This is a genomic window from Paenibacillus sp. J31P13, from assembly GCF_056269295.1.
In genome coordinates this window covers 17,259-37,866 of the sequence record NZ_JBWDNR010000005.1, presented here as the reverse complement: position 1 = coordinate 37,866, position 20,608 = coordinate 17,259, and the positions used below count along the sequence as shown (strand labels likewise).

The window sequence follows — 20,608 nt, the reverse complement described above, 5'->3', positions numbered from 1 at the left end:
AGTTATCAAGAGAATACAGTACGTAAAGTACGTAAAGTTATAACTGTACAAAGTATACGGACGCTCACGCCTTTTGACCTTTACAAAGTTAACCAACTAAACTTATAAGAGAAAAACATCAACAAGGGGGCATTATATGGCGATTTTAGAAGCCAAAAACCTAACCAAGATATTTGGACATGATCCAAAAAAAGCGATTCCTCTACTAGATAAAGGATGGTCCAAAGACGAAATTTTCGCAAAAACGAAGCTTACAGTTGGTGTGAATCAAGCGAACTTCACAATCGAAGAAGGACAAATATTCGTAATCATGGGCTTATCCGGCAGCGGTAAGTCAACACTTGTACGTCTGCTTAATCGGTTAATTGAACCTACATCCGGTCAAGTACTGTTTAACGGAACCGATGTACTGAGCATGTCACCTGAGAAGTTGCGGCAGTTCAGAAGAAAAAATGTAGGCATGGTATTTCAAAAATTCGCTTTGTTTCCGCATCGCACCGTCATTGAAAACATTGAATACGGTCTTGAGGTGCAAGGCATTGAGAAGAAGAAACGAAGAGAAATGGCGATGCAGTCATTAGAACTCGTCGGTCTAAAAGGCAGGGAAGACAGCTATCCGGATCAGCTTAGCGGTGGTATGCAGCAGCGTGTCGGACTAGCAAGAGGTCTCGCTAACGAGCCCGATGTCCTGCTCATGGATGAAGCATTTAGTGCACTCGATCCGCTTATTCGGAAGGATATGCAGGATGAACTGCTGGAGCTTCAATCAAAAATGAAAAAAACAATTGTATTCATTACTCATGATCTTAATGAAGCACTACGAATTGGCGATCAAATCGCTCTGATGAAGGATGGCAGCATCGTCCAGATCGGTTCGCCTGAAGAAATCCTTATGCAGCCTGCAAATAAATATGTTGAACGGTTTGTCGAGGACGTCGATTTGTCTAAAGTGCTTACCGCATCGCATGTCATGATAAAACCAGAAACTATTACGCTTGAGAGAGGTCCTCGTGTAGCGTTGCAATTCATGCGTGACAGAGGTGTATCTTCCCTTTATGTTGTCGACAAAAGCAAGCGTCTGCTCGGTGTAATCACTGCGGAAGAAGCCGTCATCGCGATAAATAATGGTCTTAAGCTTGAAGAATCGATGGAACGTGATGCGCCTACCGCTACTGCAGATACACTGCTTCATGAATTATTCGAGATTATGAGCAATTCAAAGTTTCCCGTCTCCATTATTGACGACAGCGGAAAGTTAAAAGGCATCGTCATAAAAGGCGCCGTACTAGCCGCTTTATCCGGAAACTCGGTATTGGAGGCTAATGAATAATGAATATTCCTAAAATACCCTTAGCCAATTGGATTGAATCACTTGAATCCTGGCTGGAAAATAACTTTGATCCACTTTTCCGATTTATACGAATAATAGTCGGAGAAACCGTTAATGGGCTCGATGCTTTCCTCAACTGGTTCCCCGCACTTGTTCTGATTATTATTTTCAGCGCACTTGCTTGGTATCTAGGCAAATGGAAAATGGGACTTTTCACCTTGTTTGGATTGTTAATAATTGAAAATCTCGGATACTGGTCACAAACGATGCAGACGCTCGCACTTGTTTTAACCGCTGCATTTATATCCGTCATAATAGGTGTGCCTGTAGGAATCCTATGTGCACGCAGCAATAGAATCCAAAAAATAGTTACTCCTCTGCTAGACCTAATGCAGACGATGCCAGCATTCGTATATTTGCTGCCAGCCGTAACCTTTTTCTCCCTCGGTGTTGTTCCAGGTGTTATTTCATCCATCATCTTTGCAATTCCGCCCACTATTAGGCTTACAAACCTTGGTATACGTCAAGTACCGGCTGAGCTGGTTGAAGCAGCTGACGCATTCGGCTCCACACCTTCGCAGAAATTATTCAAGCTGCAGCTTCCAATAGCAATGCCAACGATTATGGCAGGCATCAATCAGACGATAATGCTATCGCTATCTATGGTCGTTATTGCCTCCATGATTGGAGCGCAAGGTGTAGGCGCATATGTGTATCGCGCCGTTACACAAGGTAATACAGGCGTAGGCTTTGAAGCAGGACTTGCCATCGTCATTTTAGCTATTATTTTGGATCGTTTAACCCAACAGATTATTCGAAAATCAAAAACGAACTAATTTCATATGAAACCTTAAAAAACTTTTAGGAGTGATCTTTTGAAATTTAACAAAATGAGTATATTTGTAGCAGCTTTGATGGTCGTTGTATTATTGGCAGGATGTTCTTCAAACAACGGAGAAAGTAAAAAGAAAGTAACTCTTGCCTATGTAGCATGGGATTCTGAAATTGCGAGCACCTATGTAGTCAAAGAGGTGTTTGAGCAAAAGCTAAAATACCAAGTTGAAATGCTTCAAGTTGACGCTGGTCCTATGTGGGCAGGCATATCCGATGGAAGCGCAGATGCAATGGTAGCCGCTTGGCTGCCGACAACACATGCTTCCTACGTCTCAAAGTATAACGGTAAATATGAAGATCTAGGACCAAATCTCGATGGTACCAAAATTGGTCTAGTCGTTCCCCAATATATGGACATAAACAGCATCGAAGAGTTAAATGAAAAGATAGGTGCTGATGTGGATTACACGATTATCGGAATTGAGCCTGGTGCAGGCTTGATGATGTCTACAGAAAAAGCATTAGACCAATATGGCTTGCGTGATAAGTGGACATTGCTTGAAAGCTCCTCTGCGGCTATGACGCAGCAGCTTGAGAAAGCTTACGCTAAAAAAGAGCCGATTATCGTGACTGGCTGGACACCTCACTGGAAATTTGCCAAAATGGATCTGAAATATTTAGAAGATCCAAAAAATGTATACGGCGGTGACGAGCAAATTCATACGATAGCTCGCAAAGATCTAAAAACGGATAATCCTGAAGCTTATGCTTTCTTAGATAAATTCAATTGGACGCCAGATGATATGGCTGCTGTCATGGTTGATATTCAAGAAGGAAAATCACCTGAAGATGCAGCTAAAGCGTGGGTTGAAAAAAATCAAGATAAAGTGGATGCTTGGTTGAAATAATAAAATCATAACGTAAATAAAGCACAAAAAGAGCACCAGCAACGAAGACGCGAAATAACGTCTCGGAAGCTGGTGCTCTTTCCTTATTACAGGCATACCTATGTCATTAGTCTAAGCAATATGGGCGTAAGCCTAATGGGAACAGCTCTGGACGCTCACAGGTGCTCTTCATGATATAATGCGTCCCTTGTTCCGATGCGTCATGGAAACCATGCATAGCTTCAAGCACATGATAGGCTAGCTCGCCATTTGCGCGATGCTGCCTGCCCGTTTGAATCGCCTTCGCCATATCTGCCGCACCGACACCGCGTGCATTTTCTGTATAGCCGTATGCTAGAGGGATATCCGACCACTCGTTGGAGCCTGCTCGGCAAATACGTATAGTTCCTCCGAAGCCATTCGGATCTGGTACGATCATCGTGCCTTCACTGCCGTAAACTTCAATACGCGGCAATGTAGAACCGCCTTTCACATCAAAGCTCGCCAGCAGTGTTCCGATTGGACCCGATGCAAAGTCGATGACACCGGCAATATGCGTAGGCACTTCTACCTTTACCTGTTGACCGTATTTCGGTTTGCTTGTTATCGTTCTCTCTGGAAAGCTCATGCGTGCTGAACCTGTTACGCGTGTGATAGGTCCCAATAGCGCTACAAGAGCCGTTAAATAGTATGGACCCATATCGAACATTGGTCCGCCGCCTGTTTGATAATAAAACTCAGGGGACGGGTGCCAGGATTCATGACCGCCGCCTACAACGAATGCAGTAGCACCAATGGGCGTTCCGATCCAGCCATCTTGAAGCAGTTTAATGCTCGTTTGAATGCCGCCGCCAAGAAAGGTATCCGGTGCACTGCCGACACGAAGTCCTTTCTTCTCAGCAAGCGACAGAACCTCCTGTGCTTCCTCTCTTGTTACTGCAAAAGGCTTTTCTACATAGACATGCTTGCCAGCCTCCAAAGCCCGCAAGCATACCGAAGCATGCGCCTGAGGAATGGTTAAATTAATAATCATTTCAATTTCCGGGTCGGCAAGCAGTTCATCAACGGAGCATCCGCGAACACCAAACTCCTCGCCTCTCGCTTTTGCACGATCTACATCCAGATCTGCACAAGCTACAACCTCAAGCGCATCAAAGCGATTGCCATTTTCCAAATATATTCCGCTTATATTACCTGTGCCGATAATGCCTGCTTTTATTTTACTCATTTCGGTCCGTCCCTCATCCCATATTCTAGTAGATTAATTAATCTAAATAATGGCTAGATAAGATAATTAGAGTGCAATGGGGTTATTCTTGCTGAATTCGCTAATCATCATTATGAAAACTAAAGCTGATTATCTGCCATGCCGCTGTAGGCGGCATTACCTTCTCCAGATGCCTTTGTTTTACCTTCAGCACACCATAGGAAACCTCTTCGCATAAGCTCTTTCACAGTAGCAATTTCAATAATGTTCGCTTGATGGCCAAGTGAGTTATAATAGACACGACCAACACCCCAACGCTTCGTCCAAGCGACTGGCATATCCACTGCCTTATTAAGTGAATGAGGACCCTCTGCTACTGGGAAGCGAGTCGTTGCAAGTACTTCCACAGCGGGATCAACATGCAAATAATACTGCTCGGATTTAACAATGAAATCTTCAATGCCCTCCGTAAGCGGACTTGAGGAATTATTTATGTTAACCGTATACTCCACTCCGTCATTTCCAGGGTGAGCTACCCATTGTCCGCCCGTCATAAACTGCCAATCGACGTTATCTCGAAACGCATCGCACATGCCGCCATGACAGCCTGCCAATCCAACGCCGCTTTGAACCGCTGCAGACACATTATTTACGAGCTGCTGCTCAATTCGCGCCATCGTCCATACCGGAACAATAAGATCAAGGCCCATCAGCTTCTCCGCATCAGCGAATGCTTCCAATGTGTCAGAAACCTCCACCTCGAAGCCTTCTCCAACTAATACCTCGCGAAATATTTCGGCTACCTCTTTGGGCTGATGCCCATCCCAGCCGCCCCATACGATCAATGCCTTTTTCACTTGCTCTCCCTGCCTCTCTATCCAGCTCTATTGTGTTTCTCTTATGACAACTCACTAATGGAAACCCAGCGACGCTCTGCAATAGACAGATCAACCGCCTCCAGCACCTCTTGGCATTTCACGCCGTCTACGAAATTCGGTGCCGGCTGACGATCCTCAGCAAATGCCGCCATTAGCTCATGTATTTCATGAGTGAATGTGTGCTCGAAACCAATGGTATGCCCAGCTGGCCACCATGCGTCCATATACGCATGCGAAGGATCAGTCGCAAGCACGCGTCGGAAGCCTTGTACATCCTCTGCATCATCAGTGAAATAAACTTGAAGCTCATTCATGCGCTCAAAATCAAACTTAATGCTTCCTTTGCTGCCATTGATTTCGAAGCTGTTCGTACAGCGGTGTCCAGCAGCGAAGCGTGTAGCCTCAAAGCTCCCCAGCGCCCCGCCAGCAAAGCGGGTCATGAATAAGGTGGCATCATCCACCGTAACCTCACCGCGCGGCGCATCCGCGCTGCCCTTTGCGCTCAGTCCAGTCATCGCAGTAGCAATCGGACGTTCCTTCACAAATGTCTTATTCATGCCGATTACCTCGTCAAATTCGCCAACAAGGAAGCGCGCCATATCGATAAGATGAGCACCTAGATCGCCATGCGAGCCAGAGCCTGCAATATCCTTCTGAAGACGCCATACGAGAGGGAAGTTTGGATCAATGATCCAATCCTGCAGAAACATGGCTCGGAAATGATAGATCTCACCGATTCGCCCATCGGAAATGAGCTTTTTTGCAAGCTGCACAGCCGGTGAAAAACGATAGTTAAAGCCAACCATATGCTTTACGCCAGCCTTTTCAGCCGCTTCCAGCATTTCGCGTGAATCCTCCAGCGTAAGTGCCAAAGGCTTCTCGCAGAAGATATGCTTGCCGGCTGCTGCCGCTGCGAGTGCAATTTCCTTATGCGCATCACTTGGGGCATTAATATCTATGAGATCAATATCGTCGCGAGCAATGAGCGCCTTCCAATCCGTCTCTGCGCTTTCCCAGCCGAACTGCACGCGAGCTTGCTCAACGCCCTCTGGATCACGACCGCAAATAGCTTTCATTTCCGGCTTAATCGCGTTTGGGAAGAACATGGGAAGTGCACGATAAGCATTGCTATGCGCTTTACCCATAAATTTATAGCCAACCATACCTACTCTTACTTTATCCATTGTGGAACCGCCTCTCATTTTTAAGATGTTTCCCTTTGAATGAAGCTTACAGGCAGCATTTCCTGGGCATCCTGATTGGACTGCTCCTTATGCTCCTGATCAAGCAGTCTAGCAGCTGCCAGCTTCCCCATCTCATAAAAGGGAACTGCTACCGTGGACAACTGCGGACTCATAATTCGTGAGCCGTCGGAATCATCGTATCCGACCAAAGAATAGTTCACGCCCGCCTCTAGCGAGAGCTGGCGCAATCCCTGCATCAAACCAATCGCCATACGATCATTTGCCGCAAATACAGCATCAATGCTTCCTGATGCTATACCTGCTGCAATTCCCTCTGCATGCTGGCTTCCGCTCTTCCTGCTATAATTGCCCATGTAAACAAGCTCTTGTTTGTAGGGAATACCAGCTTCATTCAGCGCTCTCTTATAGCCTTCAAGTCTATCCGCACTATTCGAATATTGCGATGGACCATTCACGAACGCTATATTCTTCTTTCCTTGCTGGATCAGATGCGTTACAGCGTCTCTGCTCCCCGCAGCATGGTCAGCATCAACCGTCCAGTAGCATTCCCCGTCATATCTTTGATTGACGAGACAGAAGGGATAGCCTCCCTCCTTCAGCTCCGCAAGCGCAGCACGTTCCTCTGGCACATCTTCTGACCCTAGAACAATACAAGCATCTATCTTATGCGCCCGAAACAGCTTTGCGTAATCTCTCACGCCGTCCGGTTCTCTAAAGATGAGCAGCAGATCATAGCCGCAGCGCTTCGCCGTCTCCCCAATTCCGCTTAAAATTTCCGAGAAGTAGTAGGTTGAAAATAGATGCACCTTCGGAACAAAAGGCAGGATAACACCGATATTCCCACTCTTTCTTCTTGCGAATTGTTGTGCCAGCGCACTAGGGACATACCCTAGCTCCGCAGCGGCACGCAGAACCCGATCCTTAGTCTCCTGCTTGATGGGACCGACATCATTTAATACTCGTGATACAGTCGCCTCCGATACGCCAGCCAGCTTTGCTACGTCTTTCCTGCTAATGATCAATTGCCTCCTGAAAAACTATATTTCAAATAAAAACGTTTAATGTACACGCGTACATTATTGCATGAAAACATTTTAGCGTCAATATGCTTTTCACATAAAAAAGCGATCCAACCCACTATAAGAAATGGTTCAGATCGCTAGTTATTATAAACCTACACGTTGCGAAGATTATTTTTTGGCAATCTCATTGATCCAATCAAAAACGGAAGCTAGAGCATTCTCGTCTTTATTCTGATTCATTTGTTGAATATAATCCTGCCTATTGTCATACAGCTGTTCAATTTCTTTAATCAGAGTGCCTGCCGTCATTTTCTCTTCATAGAGAACCTTGCAATAGCCTGACTTCTCAAATGATTGTGCGTTCAAGATCTGATCGCCTCTGCTCTGTTCCTTCGTTAAAGGGATGAGCAGCATCGGTTTTTTTAGCTCCAAAAATTCAAATATAGAATTCGAGCCTGCACGGGACACGACGACATCCGCCATCGCCAAAACATCTGGAAGCTGCTCATTTACATATTCAAATTGCTTATATCCGGGCTCAACAATAGAAGTATCGACTTGTTTTTTGCCGCATAAATGTACGATTTGAAACTGCTTAGTCAATCTCGTCAATGCTTCTCTGACCGTCTGATTGATCTTACGGGAGCCAAGACTGCCACCCATGATCAATATAACCGGTTTATTCTTTGTAAACCCGCAGTAGGCTCTGCCGCGATCAGCATCCCCCTGCTTTACCTCTTCACGAATAACCGCGCCTACATGGCGAGATTTTCTCTCCTTCAGCATGCTGCCCGTTTCTGGGAAAGTCGTGCATACGCCGGTTGCAAAAGGAATTGAAATCCGATTAGCAAGCCCCGGTGTCAGATCAGACTCGTGAATAAGTACGGGTACTCGATTTAACCAGGCACCTATAACAACAGGAACCGAAACAAATCCGCCTTTGGAGAAGATCACATTAGGCTTATTCTTTTTTATGAGCCGATATGCCTGATAGAGCCCTTTTACGACCTTGAAGGGATCCTTCACATTCTGAATATCCATATACCTTCTGAGCTTTCCTGTTGCTATCGCAAAATAGTTAACCTCCGGAATCGTGGAGATGAGCTGCCTTTCAATGCCGCTCTCCGATCCGATATATTGAACCGACCAGCCCGCTTCTACAAAATGTGGGATCAAGGCCATATTAACGGTAACGTGTCCGGCCGAGCCGCCCCCGGTGAACATAATTTTTTTCATGGATGCCTAGCCACCTATTCATCATTTATCCACTTATTATACGGCTAAAATCATGATTTAGCACTGAAATCAATAGATTCATAACTGTTTCCAATATATGCGCAAAAAAAAGCATCCCCTGCCGCAAAGAATGCTTCGCTTTTGGCTGGGGATGCTTGCATTGCCATTATGACCTTGCCATTAAGGAGCGGTTTCCAAAAACTTAGAAGTAGGGTTTTTGTCCATCGCGGTCCGCATTGCATATTCATTCTCAAACAAGACAACATAATTGTTCTTCTTGTCCTTAACGAGTGTCGTATTAATACGGAATTTGCTTGGATCAATGTTATCATCAACGATCCAGCGAGCAAATTGGAATGTCATACGATGCAGTTGAATTTCTACACCATACTCTGCTCTCATCCGGTGTTCAAATACCTCGAATTGCAATTGCCCAACTACCCCAAGAATCGTCTCATCGAAGTTGCCTGTTGAATGGAACACTTGAATGGTGCCCTCTTCGGTTAGCTGGTCGATCCCCTTCTGATATTGCTTATGCTTCAGTGCGTTCTTCACGGTTACTTTAGCAAATATCTCTGGAGAGAACGTAGGCAGCTCATCGAATACAACCTCTGCACCCTGCGACAATGAATCTCCGATTCGGAAAATACCCGGATCAAACAAGCCGATAATATCGCCCGGATAAGCCGTATCGACAATATCACGATCCTGCGCTAGAAATTGCTGAGGCTGCGCGAGCTTAATATCTTTTCCGTTACGCACATGACGGACACTCATACCCCTCTCGAATTTGCCTGAGCAAATACGAAGGAATGCGATACGATCGCGATGCGCCGGGTTCATGTTCGCTTGAATTTTAAATACATAGCCGGAAAACTTTTCATTCGTTGGCTCTACCATACCTGTCGTACTAATACGCGACGTCGGCTTTGGCGCCAGCTGCAGGAAGTTTTCCAAGAAGGTTTGTACGCCGAAGTTATTAACTGCGCTTCCGAAGAACACAGGAGTTAGTTCCCCTGCCCGTACCTTTTCATAATCAAATTGATCGCCTGCAACATCAAGCAGCTCTAAATCGCCAATCAGCTGATCGGTCAAATAATCGCCAGCCATTTCACGAATGATCGGATCATTATAGTCGCTTACAGGACGAACCTCGATTGTAGAATGATCATTGCCTTGGAACAGCTCAACCTGTGATTTCGAACGATCGTATACGCCGCAAAGCTCGCGGCCCATACCGATCGGCCAGTTCATCGGCACTGCGCGAATGCCTAGCACCCGCTCCAGCTCCTCCATCAAATCAAATGGACTTTGTCCTTCACGGTCTAGCTTATTGATAAAAGTAAAAATCGGAATACCGCGTTTGCGGCATACCTGGAACAGCTTAATCGTCTGTGCTTCCACACCTTTAGCTACGTCAATAAGCATGACGGCGCTATCGGCAGCAGTCAGTGTACGATAAGTGTCCTCACTGAAATCTTGGTGACCAGGCGTATCAAGAATGTTGACGCGATGTCCCAAATAATCGAACTGCATTACGCTCGATGTTACCGAGATCCCCCGTTGTTTCTCAATTTCCATCCAGTCAGATGTTGCGTGACGGTTCGCTTTACGCGCTTTGACAGATCCTGCAAGACGAATGGCTCCACCAAATAGGAGGAGCTTCTCAGTTAGAGTCGTTTTACCAGCATCGGGATGAGAGATAATTGCGAATGTGCGGCGCTTATCTACTTCCTGTTTAATTTCTTCCTTTAACGATTGGCTCATGCTTGACTTCCCTTCATTAAGCAGGATATTCAGCAGCGATTAATGTTCGCTGTTCGATACCCATATAACTTTGTCTTCCTCTTGACCATTAACCGGCCACCAGTGGAAACCATCCTCTGCAAGCAGCTGATCTGCTGCTTCTGGACCCCAAGATCCAGCAGGATATTGCTTCAGATCGGATTTATCTTCACGCCATGCTTGCGCAATACGGTCTACAAACGCCCATGCTTGGGAAACTTCATCCCAACGAGTGAAATAGGTAGAATCGCCGCGTACTGCATCATGAATAAGACGCTCGTATGCTTCAGGTGTATTCAAGCCGATTTGGCAGCTTTGGCAAAATTCCATCGCTACCGGCTGAATTGCATTATTTTCGCCTGGTGTTTTGGCATTTACTTTAATATAGATGCCTTCCAGCGGATTAACCCGAATAACAAGCAAGTTCGGAGCTAGATCATGACGCTGTGCAAACAAAACATTTTGCGGCATGGACTTGAATTCAATAACAATCTCTGTCGTCTTTACCGGTAGACGTTTGCCTGTACGGATATAGAATGGCACGCCAGCCCAACGGAAATTGTCTACACTTACTTTTGCGGCAAAATAAGTTTCAGTCGTTGATTCCTCACCAACTGAATCCTCTTGGCGATAGCCAAGTAATTCTTTGCCTTTCAAGCTGCCTTGGCTGTATTGTCCGCGAACAACCTTCTCTCGCACATCTTCACTTGTCGTATAATTGCGCAATGAACGAAGCACTTTAACCTTCTCGTCACGAATATCTTCTCCGTGCAAGCGGCTTGGCGGCTCCATAGCGATCATTGTGAGCATTTGAAGCATATGGTTTTGACCCATATCACGCAATGCGCCCGATTTATCATAATAGCCGCCGCGATCTTCAACGCCAACTGTTTCTGATAACGTGATTTGAACGTTCGCAATATGGTTATTATTCCATAGCGGCTCAAAAAATGCATTCGCAAAACGAATAACTTGAATATTTTGAACCATTTCTTTACCCAGGTAATGGTCAATCCGGTAAATTTCTTCTTCTTTGAACACTTGGTTGATTTGTTCATTCAACTTTTGAGCGGAAGGCAGATCATAACCAAATGGCTTCTCAATGACTACACGATGCCAGCCGCTGGATTCCAACAGACCGCCGTCGCGCAGATTGAATGAAACAGGTCCGAACAGGGACGGCGCAAGCGCCAAGTAAAATAAACGGTTCCCCGGAATATTAAATTTCACGTCTAATTGCTCCGATAAGCGGCTAAGCTCGCGGAAGCCTTCCACATCGTTAATATCAAGTGACATGTATACAAAATGCTCTGCAAAACGATTCCAAAGCTCTCTATCGTCCACTTTGTAACGACAAAATTCAACAATGGAGTTATACAGATCTTCACGGAACTGCTCATTTGTCCGAGGACGACGAGCTAGACCTACAACTGCGAAGTTTTCTGTAAGTTTGCCTTCTTTATATAAACTGAAAAGGGCAGGAAACAGCTTGCGTCTTGCTAAATCGCCAGTTGCTCCGAACAAATAATAGACTGCGCCCTCTGTGGCGACGGATTCTAGATTATTATTATAGGTCATTTGCCTCATTCTTTCCTATGAATTTGTATACAGCTTTGCATGATATGTAGTTTAGCATATTCATCCTTAAATCGCTATTCAACCCAGCATAAAAAATACTGATAAAGAACCTAATTTATTCTAATCAGTCCTCTTTTTACGGAAGCTCGTTCTGCGGTATAACGCTGTAATCACCTGTAATTAGTGGGATTCCGATTGTTAAAGCTATTTTCCCAGAATTCGACTCCTTGTGGACCGCTATTTGCAAATTCGCCGATTTACCGCCCCCAGCCTTAATGCTGGAGCGAAGCATACCCGAATATAAGGTCTCACTAATCGTTCCTTGATCTTCAAAACGATCAATTTCCTTCGCATTCGCATCCTTTTTTAGACCCTCTGCAGCATGCTTATTATCCGTAAAGCCCTGTACCTTCATACTGCTTGTAAATGTTGTCGTTAAGAGCTCCAGCTCCTTCGAAATTCGTTCTGCTGCATTTAGAAGCATGTTTTTATCCTGCAGCATTTTCGCATTTGTCTCCAGCAGCATCATTAACTGTTCGCTGTTTGAATCGGTTTCAATAAGACTAATGGAAACCCGTCCTCCCAACGCTGGAACGACTCCTGTAATCGTCTTCCCATCATTTTTAACGAGCTTTTCCACCATTCCGCCCTTTTCGTCATGGAACAGCTTCTCACCAAGCTGATTCATCGCTCCAAGATTGCCTCTAGCATCCCAGCGCACAGTCCATTCGGCAGTCTTAGAACCATTTTGAAGCTCACCATTGCTCCAATCCCATAATGTCTGCAAATCATGGGTCAGCAGTCCACTGTCGCTCTTTGTTTCTTTTTGCCCGCGATCCCCTTGCCATAACGCCATTGCAGCACCGATTAAAATAACAAGCAAAGCAAGCATAATACCTATCCGCGTTCTTCTGACTCGCTGTTTCATCGTTAATTGATTTTTGGAGAACGTCGATTCTTTATAAATAATCATAATTAACGCTCCTATTCTCAACAATTAGGTATACGTCTATACGCGTTTGCCTCTAGGTGAATACACTGGTTGCAGAATAATATTATCGAAACTTGCATTGCAATTCTGTAGGAGGTGTCAGAGAGCGTATGGAACAAGTTTATCCATTACATGAGGATGTCGTTTCAAGATATTGCGGACTTCCCGTTTGTGTCATTATGAATGATGGTACACGTCATGTTGGTATTCTTAGCTCATGTCAGAACGGTCAAGTTTGTCTTAATGGGGATGCAAGTTCGAAACAGGGACCGGAAGCAACTTTAATGAAAGCACAGCCAAGCGTTTCAAAGAAGAAAAAGGGTGGTAAAGGTAGTAAAGCGGCCGATCATCTTTCCGGTAAAATACAAGCGCAAACGCAGCAAGCTTATCCCTATGATCCAGATGGATATGACTATGGATACCAAAATTACAATCCATGGGGCGGACCGCTTCTGCTTGATTTCGCTTTAATTGCATTCTTATTTTTGCTTTTGTAGAAATATAAGCGGCAACGCTCTAAGGAGATACGCCGCTTTTTCTATTTTTATAAACCCGTTACATAGGCACTTACACGTTTCTACAGTTTTTGCATGAAACATGCATTAAGCTGACGTTATACGGAATTTTGTTAAGCAGAATCACTTTAATTTAGAAAGGAGAATTTCAATATGAGCTCTTCTATTCGATCTATTAGAGGAATTGAACGTTCGACTGCTTTTTCACCTATACAGCCTATAAGTCCTTATGCGTATTATCCCTATCGAGATGGCGAGACACAGCTTCCTCCTTATATGGACAACGATCTAAATATTGTGTACGAGCAAGCCGCGAACAGCTTGGCAATCTGGCTTCAAAGCATTAAGGAAGCGAAAGGTGAATTGGAGCGAATAAGCTGGCAGCTTGGCAGACAGTTGCGAGCTGGGGTTTCGATTGATGAGAGCATTCATAAAATTCCACCATTACTTAATGATTTGGAATCGCAATACAATCAGCATTCTGGTGATTTGATACCGGAGCTTTGGGACCGCATTGAAAGGGCACTGGAGCACCCTGCCTCGAGGATGCTTGTCCTGCAGCGCAGCCAAGAAACAGCGTTATGGACCATCCAATCCGTTTCGGTCAAAACCTTCCATCAATCTATACAAATAAAACGTCTGCTTCTTGGCTCAGATGGTTTGCTTACGAGGCTGAGGGATGCTTTACAGTTTGCGGATTATCAGAAGGCAGCTGATCTTGTACAGCCGCATATTATGACTAGTCTTCCCTATACCGCCTATTATGGCTCTTTGCAAACGTATATGCCGTTGCCGAATGCCGGATTAATCTTTAATCAATCCTTGTAATTTACTAATAGTCATGTAATCAACTGACTCTCTTATTAGTAATATTCGTTATCTTTTATCCCTTATCCTTCAACATTTTCTAAAATAAACCACATAAATAGATGTATTCACGCCATTTCCTTACTAAAAAATGAAAAGCAAATACCGGCATAACCCTATTGATTGGTTTGCCGGTTAATAGAATGCTTTTTATGATAGGAAGCCTAATCGGCTATCCCTTGCTTTAACGCATATATAGCTGCCTGTGTACGGTCTTCCACTTCCAGCTTATTAAAAATATTCGTAATATGAAATTTAACCGTCTTGATGCCAATAAACAATTCATCTGCAATTTCTTGATTGGAGCGTCCTTGTGCCACTCGCTTAAGCACATCCATCTCACGCTCTGTCAGTTCCTCATGCAGCGCTGCTTGCGCTTGCTGCTTCGGCTGTCGGAAACGATTCATCATTTTCGCTGCGACTTGTGATTCCAGTACCGATTGTCCCCGAGCTGCGGCACGGATTGCATCCGCAATTTCCGTCGCACGCGATGTTTTCAACAAGTAGCTGAACGCACCAGCTTCAATGACCGGGTAAAGCTTGCTGTCATCCAAATAGCTCGTTAATACAATAACTTTGCACTCCGGATAGAGCTCTAGCAGCTTTGCTGTCGTCTCAACACCGTCCATCCCGTCCATTACCAAATCCATAAGCACGACATCGGGCTTATATGCCTGTGCTAATCGAATGCCGTCCATCCCGTTGCTAGCTTCCCCAACTACCTCAATCCCATCTTCTGTATCGAGCACAGCTGCGAGACCTATCCGTACCATTTCATGATCATCAACAAGCAGAACCTTAATCGGCTGACTCAATTGATCCATTGCTTCCACCTTTTACACCGCCTATGTTTTAAACGAATAACTTCATCCTATAAATCCTTATTTCTACACTATTATTCCTATTCCCTTTATACATCCGTTGGAACCCAAATTTGAATGCAAGTTCCTTCCCCGACCTTTGAGATCATTTTCAAGGACCCGCCCAGCTCATTTACACGTTCTTCCATCGTGAGTAGGCCATAAGAAGTTTGCTTCTTCGCTTCAAGGTCGAAGCCAACTCCGCTATCCTGCAAGCTCATAAAAACCTGGTCTCCCGTACGCACAAGCCGAATATCCATGCTGTCGGCCTTGGAATGACGAAGGGTATTGGATAATGCCTCCTGTGCAATTCGGAATAGATGATCCTCCGTATTTGGAGGCAATACTATTGTATCATCAACTTCAAGAGTAATGGTCATTGGAACCTTCTGCTTAAGCTCATCCACCAGTACTGTGAGAGCCTGTCCTAGGTTTTTCCCATCAAGATGAACAGGGCGAAGATGAAGCAGCAGCGCTCTCATTTCTGATTGCGCAACGGCAGCCATCTCTTCAATAAGCTGAACCTGGCGTTTGGCACGTTCCCAGTCACGATCAATCGTTCGGCTTACAGCCGTCGCCGTCATAGAGATGGCAAATAGCTGCTGGCTTACGGCATCATGCAGCTCACGCGCCAATCTTTGTCTTTCCTCTATTACCGCTGTGAACTTCACTTTTTTGGTCCAGTTGGGATCAACCTGCTCCTGCTCCGACATTTCGTTCTCTGCCGCCTCGCCGTTACTCAATGTAACTGTGAAATGTCTTTTCTTCTGCTGCTCAGAGAGCCGCTTAACGGCTGCCTTCAGCCTTGAGTTTTGCATGTATCCGTTCAGCGCTGCAGCAGCCAAACCCGCTCCGACGATCGTTAGACCAATGACTGCCCACTTGCCTTGCAGCGTAAATAGCTCAACATAACCAATCCCTTGCAGCACAATCACTACTAAACTAATGATTATTAGAAGCCATAATATGGTTTCCGTAACATTTCGCCTGCGGGCCGCATGATTCGGTTGCTCCTGACCCTTGCCCTTCTCCATACGGCTCACATCCCCCTATGTGTTCATTCTAATATTTATGTTCATATTAAAGCATGAAAGAGCAGACCAGTAATTGGTCTGCTTCTTTCATTATTTCGAATACTATTCGTCTTTTTTGCTTAGTGAAGTTGTTGGATTCAATTTGTTTTTGAGCGCTTGCAGCTGCTCATCCACTTTATTTTGCTTTTCTGCATCTGCTACATTAAAGCTGCTTGCTGGGTTGCTGTAAGAAGAAGGAGTGCGGAGCACATCAGCTTCAGCTTCAAGCTGCATGATTTTCTCCTCCATACGGTAGAAGCCTCTCGATGCTGAGCCGCTGTCAATGGTATGGTTGGCAGAAAGCTGAGCCATTTGTTTTTGAGCTTTGGCAACTTGAGCGCGTGAAGCAAGCTCATTGCGCTTGTTGCGCAATTGGTAGAACTCATCCTTCATCGTGTGCAGCTGTTGCATCAATTCTTCCGCTTGCCCCTTGGCTTGCGCATGCATATCTACATATTCCGTTACTTTTTGATCAAAGTAAAGCTTCTCTTCCAGCAGCTTGCGCGCAAGCTCCTCTTGGCCCGCTCTAAGAGCTGCCTCAGCCTTCGATTCACGATCAGCAACGCTGCGTACAGCTTCCTCAAGGCGCTGCTTCACACGACGCTCATTAGCCATTTGCTTTGCTACGGTAACCTCAGCTTGATGTATTTCAGATTCCATATCACGTAGATATTGATTCAACATAATAATTGGATCTTCAATTTTATCCAATGCCTCATTTACCGATGCCTTTGTCATATCCTTCATACGTTTAAAAATTCCCATTTTATAAATCTCCCTTCTCAATTTGAGCGATTTTGGCTTTCAATTCTGCAATTTCCCGACGTAATGCTTTTTTCTCTAAATCATCCATCATATTATCGAACTGAGTCGATGTTGATGCTTGCGGCGCTGCCGATGGCTGTGTTTGACCCCATGAGCCCGGCGCTTGCGGTGGGTTTTTGTATGGACCGCCATATTGCGGCTGTGAACCGAAGCCTGGATTGTATCCACCATGTCCACCGTTTCCACCGTGTCCATCACCGAAACCGTTCGGGTTAAAGTTTGAATAAAATGGTGGTTCCTTGGGTACAACCAAGCCCGCTATGATATAGATCAGAATAATTAAACCACTTGAAAAGATAGTTACAACGATAAGTAATATCCTAAGCAGCGTTGCGTCTACATTTATCATTTCCGCTAATCCGCCGCAAAGACCAAACAACTTCTTGTCGCGTGAGGAGCGATAAAATTTTTTCAAGACTTCCATCCTTCTTTCTCAAGCTTTCGCTTCAACTGCTCCAGCTCTCGTTCGATAACGGATTGTACGGTGTTGCCCGCTTCCGATACAAATTCCTGACCCATTCTGCGAATTTCGCGCAGGCTCTTGGCCTCATGCTCCATTCCGCTAATGCGATCTTCAAGTCTTCTAAATACGGAGCCTGATTGAACCCCTTGCTCACCAATACCGCTGTTATATCGACTGTTCATACGTTGCTGAAGTCTGAGTGACTCCATGCGAGCCGCATAATATTCACGTTTATCATAGACCGATTGATACTCGCTGCGCATCTCACGAAGCTGATCCTCAAGGTCGCTTGTATTCAATCTGCTTTGCTCATAAAGATCACGATATTGATTAGAGCGTTCTTCTGCAGTGGCTTTCTCATGCAATGCAATCCGAGCCAGCTGCTCTTCACCCGCTTTAAGAGCAGTTAATGCTTGATTCTCACGTTTTTCTTTCATCGCTTCTGCTTGAAGCCATTGTGCCTTTAAATGGTTGCTATGGCCCGCATATTGTTGATAAAGCTTTTCTGCTCCAATAATATCTTCACGAGTCGACCAGAGAAACTGATCAATCAACCGCACTGGATCCTCTGACTTCTCCAGTCTTTCATTTAATGTAGCTGCTGTAATATCACGTACCCGTTTCAAAATGCTCATTCCTTATCCTCCTTCATGTATGGCTAAGCAAAAAGTTTCTTCCTTTAAACCCTCTATCCTTGCTCGCAGATCTTAGTAAGATCTGCGATTATCTCTTTTGAAAAGGCTGACTCCTGCAACAATTAGACCAATGGCAATCAGCAGCATGAGAATACCGCCGAGCTTACCAAGCAACATAATTGTACCGACGACGATGAGAACACCGCCTAGCCCTTTTTTGTTGTTCATCCAACCAACGACACCAAGTCCGATAAAGATGAACGGAAGCAATAGACTGACTATCCATCCGAAATTAATGCCGAGAAAATTAAGTACCGCGATACCGCCGACAATGACCAGCAGTGCACCTAACGCACTTTTTCCATTCATATCCTATTCATTCTCCTCTCTACTTTTAGATTTTTTTCATTATTGCTTATCAGCCGAGTGAGTGTTGCTCTTGCTTATGTACTTAGTTTAGATCAATTTCCCCTTTTCTAAAACGGACTTTCGGCGGTTTCTTAACTAGACTTAGGTCGAGTCGTTAGCCAGTCTATGGTGCTGTTATTTGATATTTACTCCTATTTTAAAGCTTAAACTGCATTTAGCCTATGCTAAGTTGTACCAGCACAGGAGGTATCTACGTAAATGGTGGAGTAAGCGTAGACACTATCAAAAACAAACACTGGGAATATCTCTTTATTTTCTATGGAAATACAATCGAAATAAACGTTGTTGCTATGAAAAAAGTGCCGGGATAGCGTCTGTCGCTTAATCGGCACTTTCTTCATCTTCATTCTATTTATCAGCGAGAAAGACATTGAATTGCTTCTGCTTTTCTGCAACAATCTTCTCGATTCCAGCAGCTTTAAGTCTCTCTATATACTCTGGCAATACTTTATCAACATCAACAGAGCCGGTCTCAAGTGCCGTCTGATATTGACGATCCACATTTACGACTGCAGCAATCTCAGCTCTTACAGCATTACCGTCGAAGATAAAGCCAAGTCCAGGAGACAGCTTCGCATTCTGATTAAACTCATGGAAATTTTCCCACTTATCCGGATTCTCCGTATCCCACACATAGTTCAAAAACTGATTGCCAAACATCCAGTTCGAGCTGGGATTATAATCCTTTGTTTGATCTGTAGATGTAATGACTTTATCGTTTATCTTTATATAGTGCGTGCCTTCAATTCCATAGTTCAATAAATTATTTAAGTACTTATCCGTATGAAGCAAATTAATAAACAACATAGCGCGCACCGGATCTTGCGAGGTTGAGGAAATACCTAGCATCGAACCCGCCGTTTCGGAAGTTGCAATCGTCTTCACATTCAATTCCAATTGAGCCAGCTTGCCTATCAAATTCGTTTGCATCGCAAGCTCTTCGTTTTTCCCTGGTTTTAAAGCTGCTGTAATTGAAAAGACATCGCCCGATCGCATGGCATCCATATTCATCGTTTGATTTGTAGCAGCGTCCTTATTAATATACCCTTTTTTGAAAAATTGGCGTGTAATGTGCAGCGTATCCACATACCGTTCCACCTCATAATTAGGCATCACCTTTGTACTATCTCCATCTTTCAAAATAATACCAGGAATCGACGTATCGCCAAGAGCATCGAAATTTCCGATATAATGCGTATTGAAGGTTTCACCGAGCTTCATATATAAAGGTGTCATTTCCGGTTTCTTCTCAAGAATAATTTGATAAACGGCATCCAAGTCGCTAATCGATTTGACCGTCGACATATCTATACCTAATTCCTCCGCAATATCGGAGCGGTATATGATTCCACCCTGTGCCGCAAACTCTTTATTTGTGGGAACCGCGTAGTTCTTCCCGTCGATTTTTGCTCCCTCTAAAAATACAGAATCAAGTGATTGCAAAATCCCTTGCCCATACTGCTCCAGCAAATCATCTAGCTCAAGAAAAGCTCCTTTTGACACATTTACTGCATGCTTATTCCATTGCGCTGTAAATATAATATCCACCTTTTCACGCGAGGCGATCATTAGATTGATCTTATCGTCCCAAGGGCCCCAATCTATCGGCATAAGATCTATTTTGGCATTGATCTTATCTACTAGGTAGGCATTCATGGCCGCCTCAATTTCTTCCTTATCATGCTGCGGTGATCCTGTGTAAACAAACTTGATCGTATATGGTTCTGAATTATCTATCACATCTGATTTATCATTTTTGTGTGAAGCGCTTTCATTTTCTGTATTCATACTTATATTCGTTTCATTATTTTGGGAAGAAAGCTCATCTGTCCCATTCGAACACGCAGAAATCCAAATGAAACAGACCATCAGAATGATCCTTGCACGAAATAAACGGCTCATTGATCGGGCCATATTGAATTTGCCCCCTAATTGGATGCTCTGATTTGAAGATGCTAGTTTAATTGTAAAGAATAAACAAAAAAATG

At 44.5% G+C, this 20,608-nt stretch carries 20 protein-coding genes; 5 read left to right on the top strand and 15 right to left on the bottom strand.

What is annotated here, in order from left to right:
* Positions 1 to 136 precede the first annotated feature (136 nt).
* From AC0YOD_RS17395 to AC0YOD_RS17385, 3 genes are read left to right on the top strand one after another with little or no spacing between them, the layout of a single operon-like run.
* Positions 137 to 1,330, top strand: a complete 1,194-nt coding sequence (locus tag AC0YOD_RS17395) for a quaternary amine ABC transporter ATP-binding protein (RefSeq protein WP_475800588.1) — start codon at positions 137 to 139, stop codon at positions 1,328 to 1,330.
* On the top strand, positions 1,330 to 2,166 hold the full coding sequence (locus AC0YOD_RS17390) for an ABC transporter permease (protein WP_475800587.1): 837 nt from the start codon (positions 1,330 to 1,332) through the stop codon (positions 2,164 to 2,166). Before AC0YOD_RS17395 ends, AC0YOD_RS17390 begins: the two co-directional genes overlap by 1 nt.
* A gap of 39 nt (positions 2,167 to 2,205) precedes the next feature.
* Positions 2,206 to 3,072, top strand: coding sequence for a glycine betaine ABC transporter substrate-binding protein (locus tag AC0YOD_RS17385; RefSeq protein ID WP_475800586.1), 867 nt, complete (start codon positions 2,206 to 2,208; stop codon positions 3,070 to 3,072).
* 106 nt (positions 3,073 to 3,178) lie between these two features.
* Here the strand turns inward: AC0YOD_RS17385 and AC0YOD_RS17380 are convergent, their stop codons facing one another.
* The 8 genes from AC0YOD_RS17380 to AC0YOD_RS17345 all read right to left on the bottom strand — a co-directional run bounded on the left by AC0YOD_RS17380 (position 3,179) and on the right by AC0YOD_RS17345 (position 12,935).
* On the bottom strand, positions 3,179 to 4,279 hold the full coding sequence (locus tag AC0YOD_RS17380; protein ID WP_475800585.1) for a Gfo/Idh/MocA family protein: 1,101 nt from the start codon (positions 4,277 to 4,279) through the stop codon (positions 3,179 to 3,181).
* Between the two features lie 119 nt (positions 4,280 to 4,398).
* Positions 4,399 to 5,115 carry a ThuA domain-containing protein gene (locus tag AC0YOD_RS17375; protein WP_475800584.1) on the bottom strand — a complete coding sequence of 239 codons (717 nt, stop codon included), beginning with the start codon at positions 5,113 to 5,115 and terminating at the stop codon, positions 4,399 to 4,401.
* Positions 5,116 to 5,156: 41 nt separating this feature from the next.
* Positions 5,157 to 6,320 carry a Gfo/Idh/MocA family protein gene (locus AC0YOD_RS17370; protein WP_475800583.1) on the bottom strand — a complete coding sequence of 388 codons (1,164 nt, stop codon included), beginning with the start codon at positions 6,318 to 6,320 and terminating at the stop codon, positions 5,157 to 5,159.
* A 20-nt stretch (positions 6,321 to 6,340) separates the two neighbouring features.
* On the bottom strand, positions 6,341 to 7,363 hold the full coding sequence (locus tag AC0YOD_RS17365; RefSeq protein WP_475800582.1) for a LacI family DNA-binding transcriptional regulator: 1,023 nt from the start codon (positions 7,361 to 7,363) through the stop codon (positions 6,341 to 6,343).
* A 168-nt stretch (positions 7,364 to 7,531) separates the two neighbouring features.
* Entirely contained in the window at positions 7,532 to 8,599 is a 1,068-nt protein-coding gene (locus AC0YOD_RS17360) for an undecaprenyldiphospho-muramoylpentapeptide beta-N-acetylglucosaminyltransferase (protein WP_475800581.1), read from the bottom strand.
* Between the two features lie 180 nt (positions 8,600 to 8,779).
* A complete protein-coding gene (locus AC0YOD_RS17355) occupies positions 8,780 to 10,366 on the bottom strand; it encodes a peptide chain release factor 3 (protein WP_475800580.1) in 1,587 nt (528 codons plus the stop codon).
* A gap of 39 nt (positions 10,367 to 10,405) precedes the next feature.
* The gene (zwf, locus tag AC0YOD_RS17350; RefSeq protein ID WP_475800579.1) at positions 10,406 to 11,962 is read right to left on the bottom strand and encodes a glucose-6-phosphate dehydrogenase; all 1,557 of its coding nucleotides are present in this window, start codon (positions 11,960 to 11,962) and stop codon (positions 10,406 to 10,408) included.
* Between the two features lie 136 nt (positions 11,963 to 12,098).
* Positions 12,099 to 12,935 carry a YwmB family TATA-box binding protein gene (locus tag AC0YOD_RS17345; protein ID WP_475800578.1) on the bottom strand — a complete coding sequence of 279 codons (837 nt, stop codon included), beginning with the start codon at positions 12,933 to 12,935 and terminating at the stop codon, positions 12,099 to 12,101.
* Positions 12,936 to 13,063: 128 nt separating this feature from the next.
* Here AC0YOD_RS17345 and AC0YOD_RS17340 point away from each other — a divergent pair, with 128 nt between their 5' ends.
* On the top strand, positions 13,064 to 13,450 hold the full coding sequence (locus tag AC0YOD_RS17340) for a hypothetical protein (RefSeq protein WP_475800577.1): 387 nt from the start codon (positions 13,064 to 13,066) through the stop codon (positions 13,448 to 13,450).
* Between the two features lie 171 nt (positions 13,451 to 13,621).
* On the top strand, positions 13,622 to 14,296 hold the full coding sequence (locus AC0YOD_RS17335) for a hypothetical protein (protein WP_475800576.1): 675 nt from the start codon (positions 13,622 to 13,624) through the stop codon (positions 14,294 to 14,296).
* Positions 14,297 to 14,499: 203 nt separating this feature from the next.
* On the opposite strand, the gene AC0YOD_RS17330 is transcribed toward AC0YOD_RS17335, so the two are convergent.
* The 7 genes from AC0YOD_RS17330 to AC0YOD_RS17300 form a co-directional block, all read right to left on the bottom strand.
* A complete protein-coding gene (locus AC0YOD_RS17330; RefSeq protein ID WP_475801022.1) occupies positions 14,500 to 15,159 on the bottom strand; it encodes a response regulator in 660 nt (219 codons plus the stop codon).
* A gap of 86 nt (positions 15,160 to 15,245) precedes the next feature.
* Entirely contained in the window at positions 15,246 to 16,229 is a 984-nt protein-coding gene (locus tag AC0YOD_RS17325; protein ID WP_475800575.1) for a sensor histidine kinase, read from the bottom strand.
* A 102-nt stretch (positions 16,230 to 16,331) separates the two neighbouring features.
* Positions 16,332 to 17,033 carry a PspA/IM30 family protein gene (locus tag AC0YOD_RS17320; protein WP_475800574.1) on the bottom strand — a complete coding sequence of 234 codons (702 nt, stop codon included), beginning with the start codon at positions 17,031 to 17,033 and terminating at the stop codon, positions 16,332 to 16,334.
* A 1-nt stretch (position 17,034) separates the two neighbouring features.
* Positions 17,035 to 17,517, bottom strand: a complete 483-nt coding sequence (locus tag AC0YOD_RS17315; protein ID WP_475800573.1) for a PspC domain-containing protein — start codon at positions 17,515 to 17,517, stop codon at positions 17,035 to 17,037.
* Positions 17,505 to 18,191, bottom strand: coding sequence for a PspA/IM30 family protein (locus AC0YOD_RS17310; RefSeq protein ID WP_475800572.1), 687 nt, complete (start codon positions 18,189 to 18,191; stop codon positions 17,505 to 17,507). Before AC0YOD_RS17310 ends, AC0YOD_RS17315 begins: the two co-directional genes overlap by 13 nt.
* Positions 18,192 to 18,263: 72 nt before the next feature.
* Positions 18,264 to 18,560 carry a LiaF transmembrane domain-containing protein gene (locus AC0YOD_RS17305; RefSeq protein WP_475800571.1) on the bottom strand — a complete coding sequence of 99 codons (297 nt, stop codon included), beginning with the start codon at positions 18,558 to 18,560 and terminating at the stop codon, positions 18,264 to 18,266.
* A 408-nt stretch (positions 18,561 to 18,968) separates the two neighbouring features.
* On the bottom strand, positions 18,969 to 20,534 hold the full coding sequence (locus tag AC0YOD_RS17300) for an ABC transporter substrate-binding protein (protein ID WP_475800570.1): 1,566 nt from the start codon (positions 20,532 to 20,534) through the stop codon (positions 18,969 to 18,971).
* Positions 20,535 to 20,608 lie beyond the last annotated feature (74 nt).

Bases quoted from the DNA above. Each gene is read 5' to 3' on its own strand.
- AC0YOD_RS17395 (WP_475800588.1), top strand. From the start codon at position 137: ATGGCGATTTTAGAAGCCAAAAACCTAACCAAGATATTTGGACATGAT.
- AC0YOD_RS17390 (WP_475800587.1), top strand. From the start codon at position 1,330: ATGAATATTCCTAAAATACCCTTAGCCAATTGGATTGAATCACTTGAA.
- AC0YOD_RS17380 (WP_475800585.1), bottom strand. From the start codon at position 4,279: ATGAGTAAAATAAAAGCAGGCATTATCGGCACAGGTAATATAAGCGGA.
- AC0YOD_RS17370 (WP_475800583.1), bottom strand. From the start codon at position 6,320: ATGGATAAAGTAAGAGTAGGTATGGTTGGCTATAAATTTATGGGTAAA.
- AC0YOD_RS17360 (WP_475800581.1), bottom strand. From the start codon at position 8,599: ATGAAAAAAATTATGTTCACCGGGGGCGGCTCGGCCGGACACGTTACC.
- AC0YOD_RS17355 (WP_475800580.1), bottom strand. From the start codon at position 10,366: ATGAGCCAATCGTTAAAGGAAGAAATTAAACAGGAAGTAGATAAGCGC.
- zwf (WP_475800579.1), bottom strand. From the start codon at position 11,962: ATGACCTATAATAATAATCTAGAATCCGTCGCCACAGAGGGCGCAGTC.
- AC0YOD_RS17345 (WP_475800578.1), bottom strand. From the start codon at position 12,935: ATGATTATTTATAAAGAATCGACGTTCTCCAAAAATCAATTAACGATG.
- AC0YOD_RS17340 (WP_475800577.1), top strand. From the start codon at position 13,064: ATGGAACAAGTTTATCCATTACATGAGGATGTCGTTTCAAGATATTGC.
- AC0YOD_RS17335 (WP_475800576.1), top strand. From the start codon at position 13,622: ATGAGCTCTTCTATTCGATCTATTAGAGGAATTGAACGTTCGACTGCT.
- AC0YOD_RS17330 (WP_475801022.1), bottom strand. From the start codon at position 15,159: ATGGATCAATTGAGTCAGCCGATTAAGGTTCTGCTTGTTGATGATCAT.
- AC0YOD_RS17325 (WP_475800575.1), bottom strand. From the start codon at position 16,229: ATGGAGAAGGGCAAGGGTCAGGAGCAACCGAATCATGCGGCCCGCAGG.
- AC0YOD_RS17320 (WP_475800574.1), bottom strand. From the start codon at position 17,033: ATGGGAATTTTTAAACGTATGAAGGATATGACAAAGGCATCGGTAAAT.
- AC0YOD_RS17315 (WP_475800573.1), bottom strand. From the start codon at position 17,517: ATGGAAGTCTTGAAAAAATTTTATCGCTCCTCACGCGACAAGAAGTTG.
- AC0YOD_RS17310 (WP_475800572.1), bottom strand. From the start codon at position 18,191: ATGAGCATTTTGAAACGGGTACGTGATATTACAGCAGCTACATTAAAT.
- AC0YOD_RS17305 (WP_475800571.1), bottom strand. From the start codon at position 18,560: ATGAATGGAAAAAGTGCGTTAGGTGCACTGCTGGTCATTGTCGGCGGT.
- AC0YOD_RS17300 (WP_475800570.1), bottom strand. From the start codon at position 20,534: ATGGCCCGATCAATGAGCCGTTTATTTCGTGCAAGGATCATTCTGATG.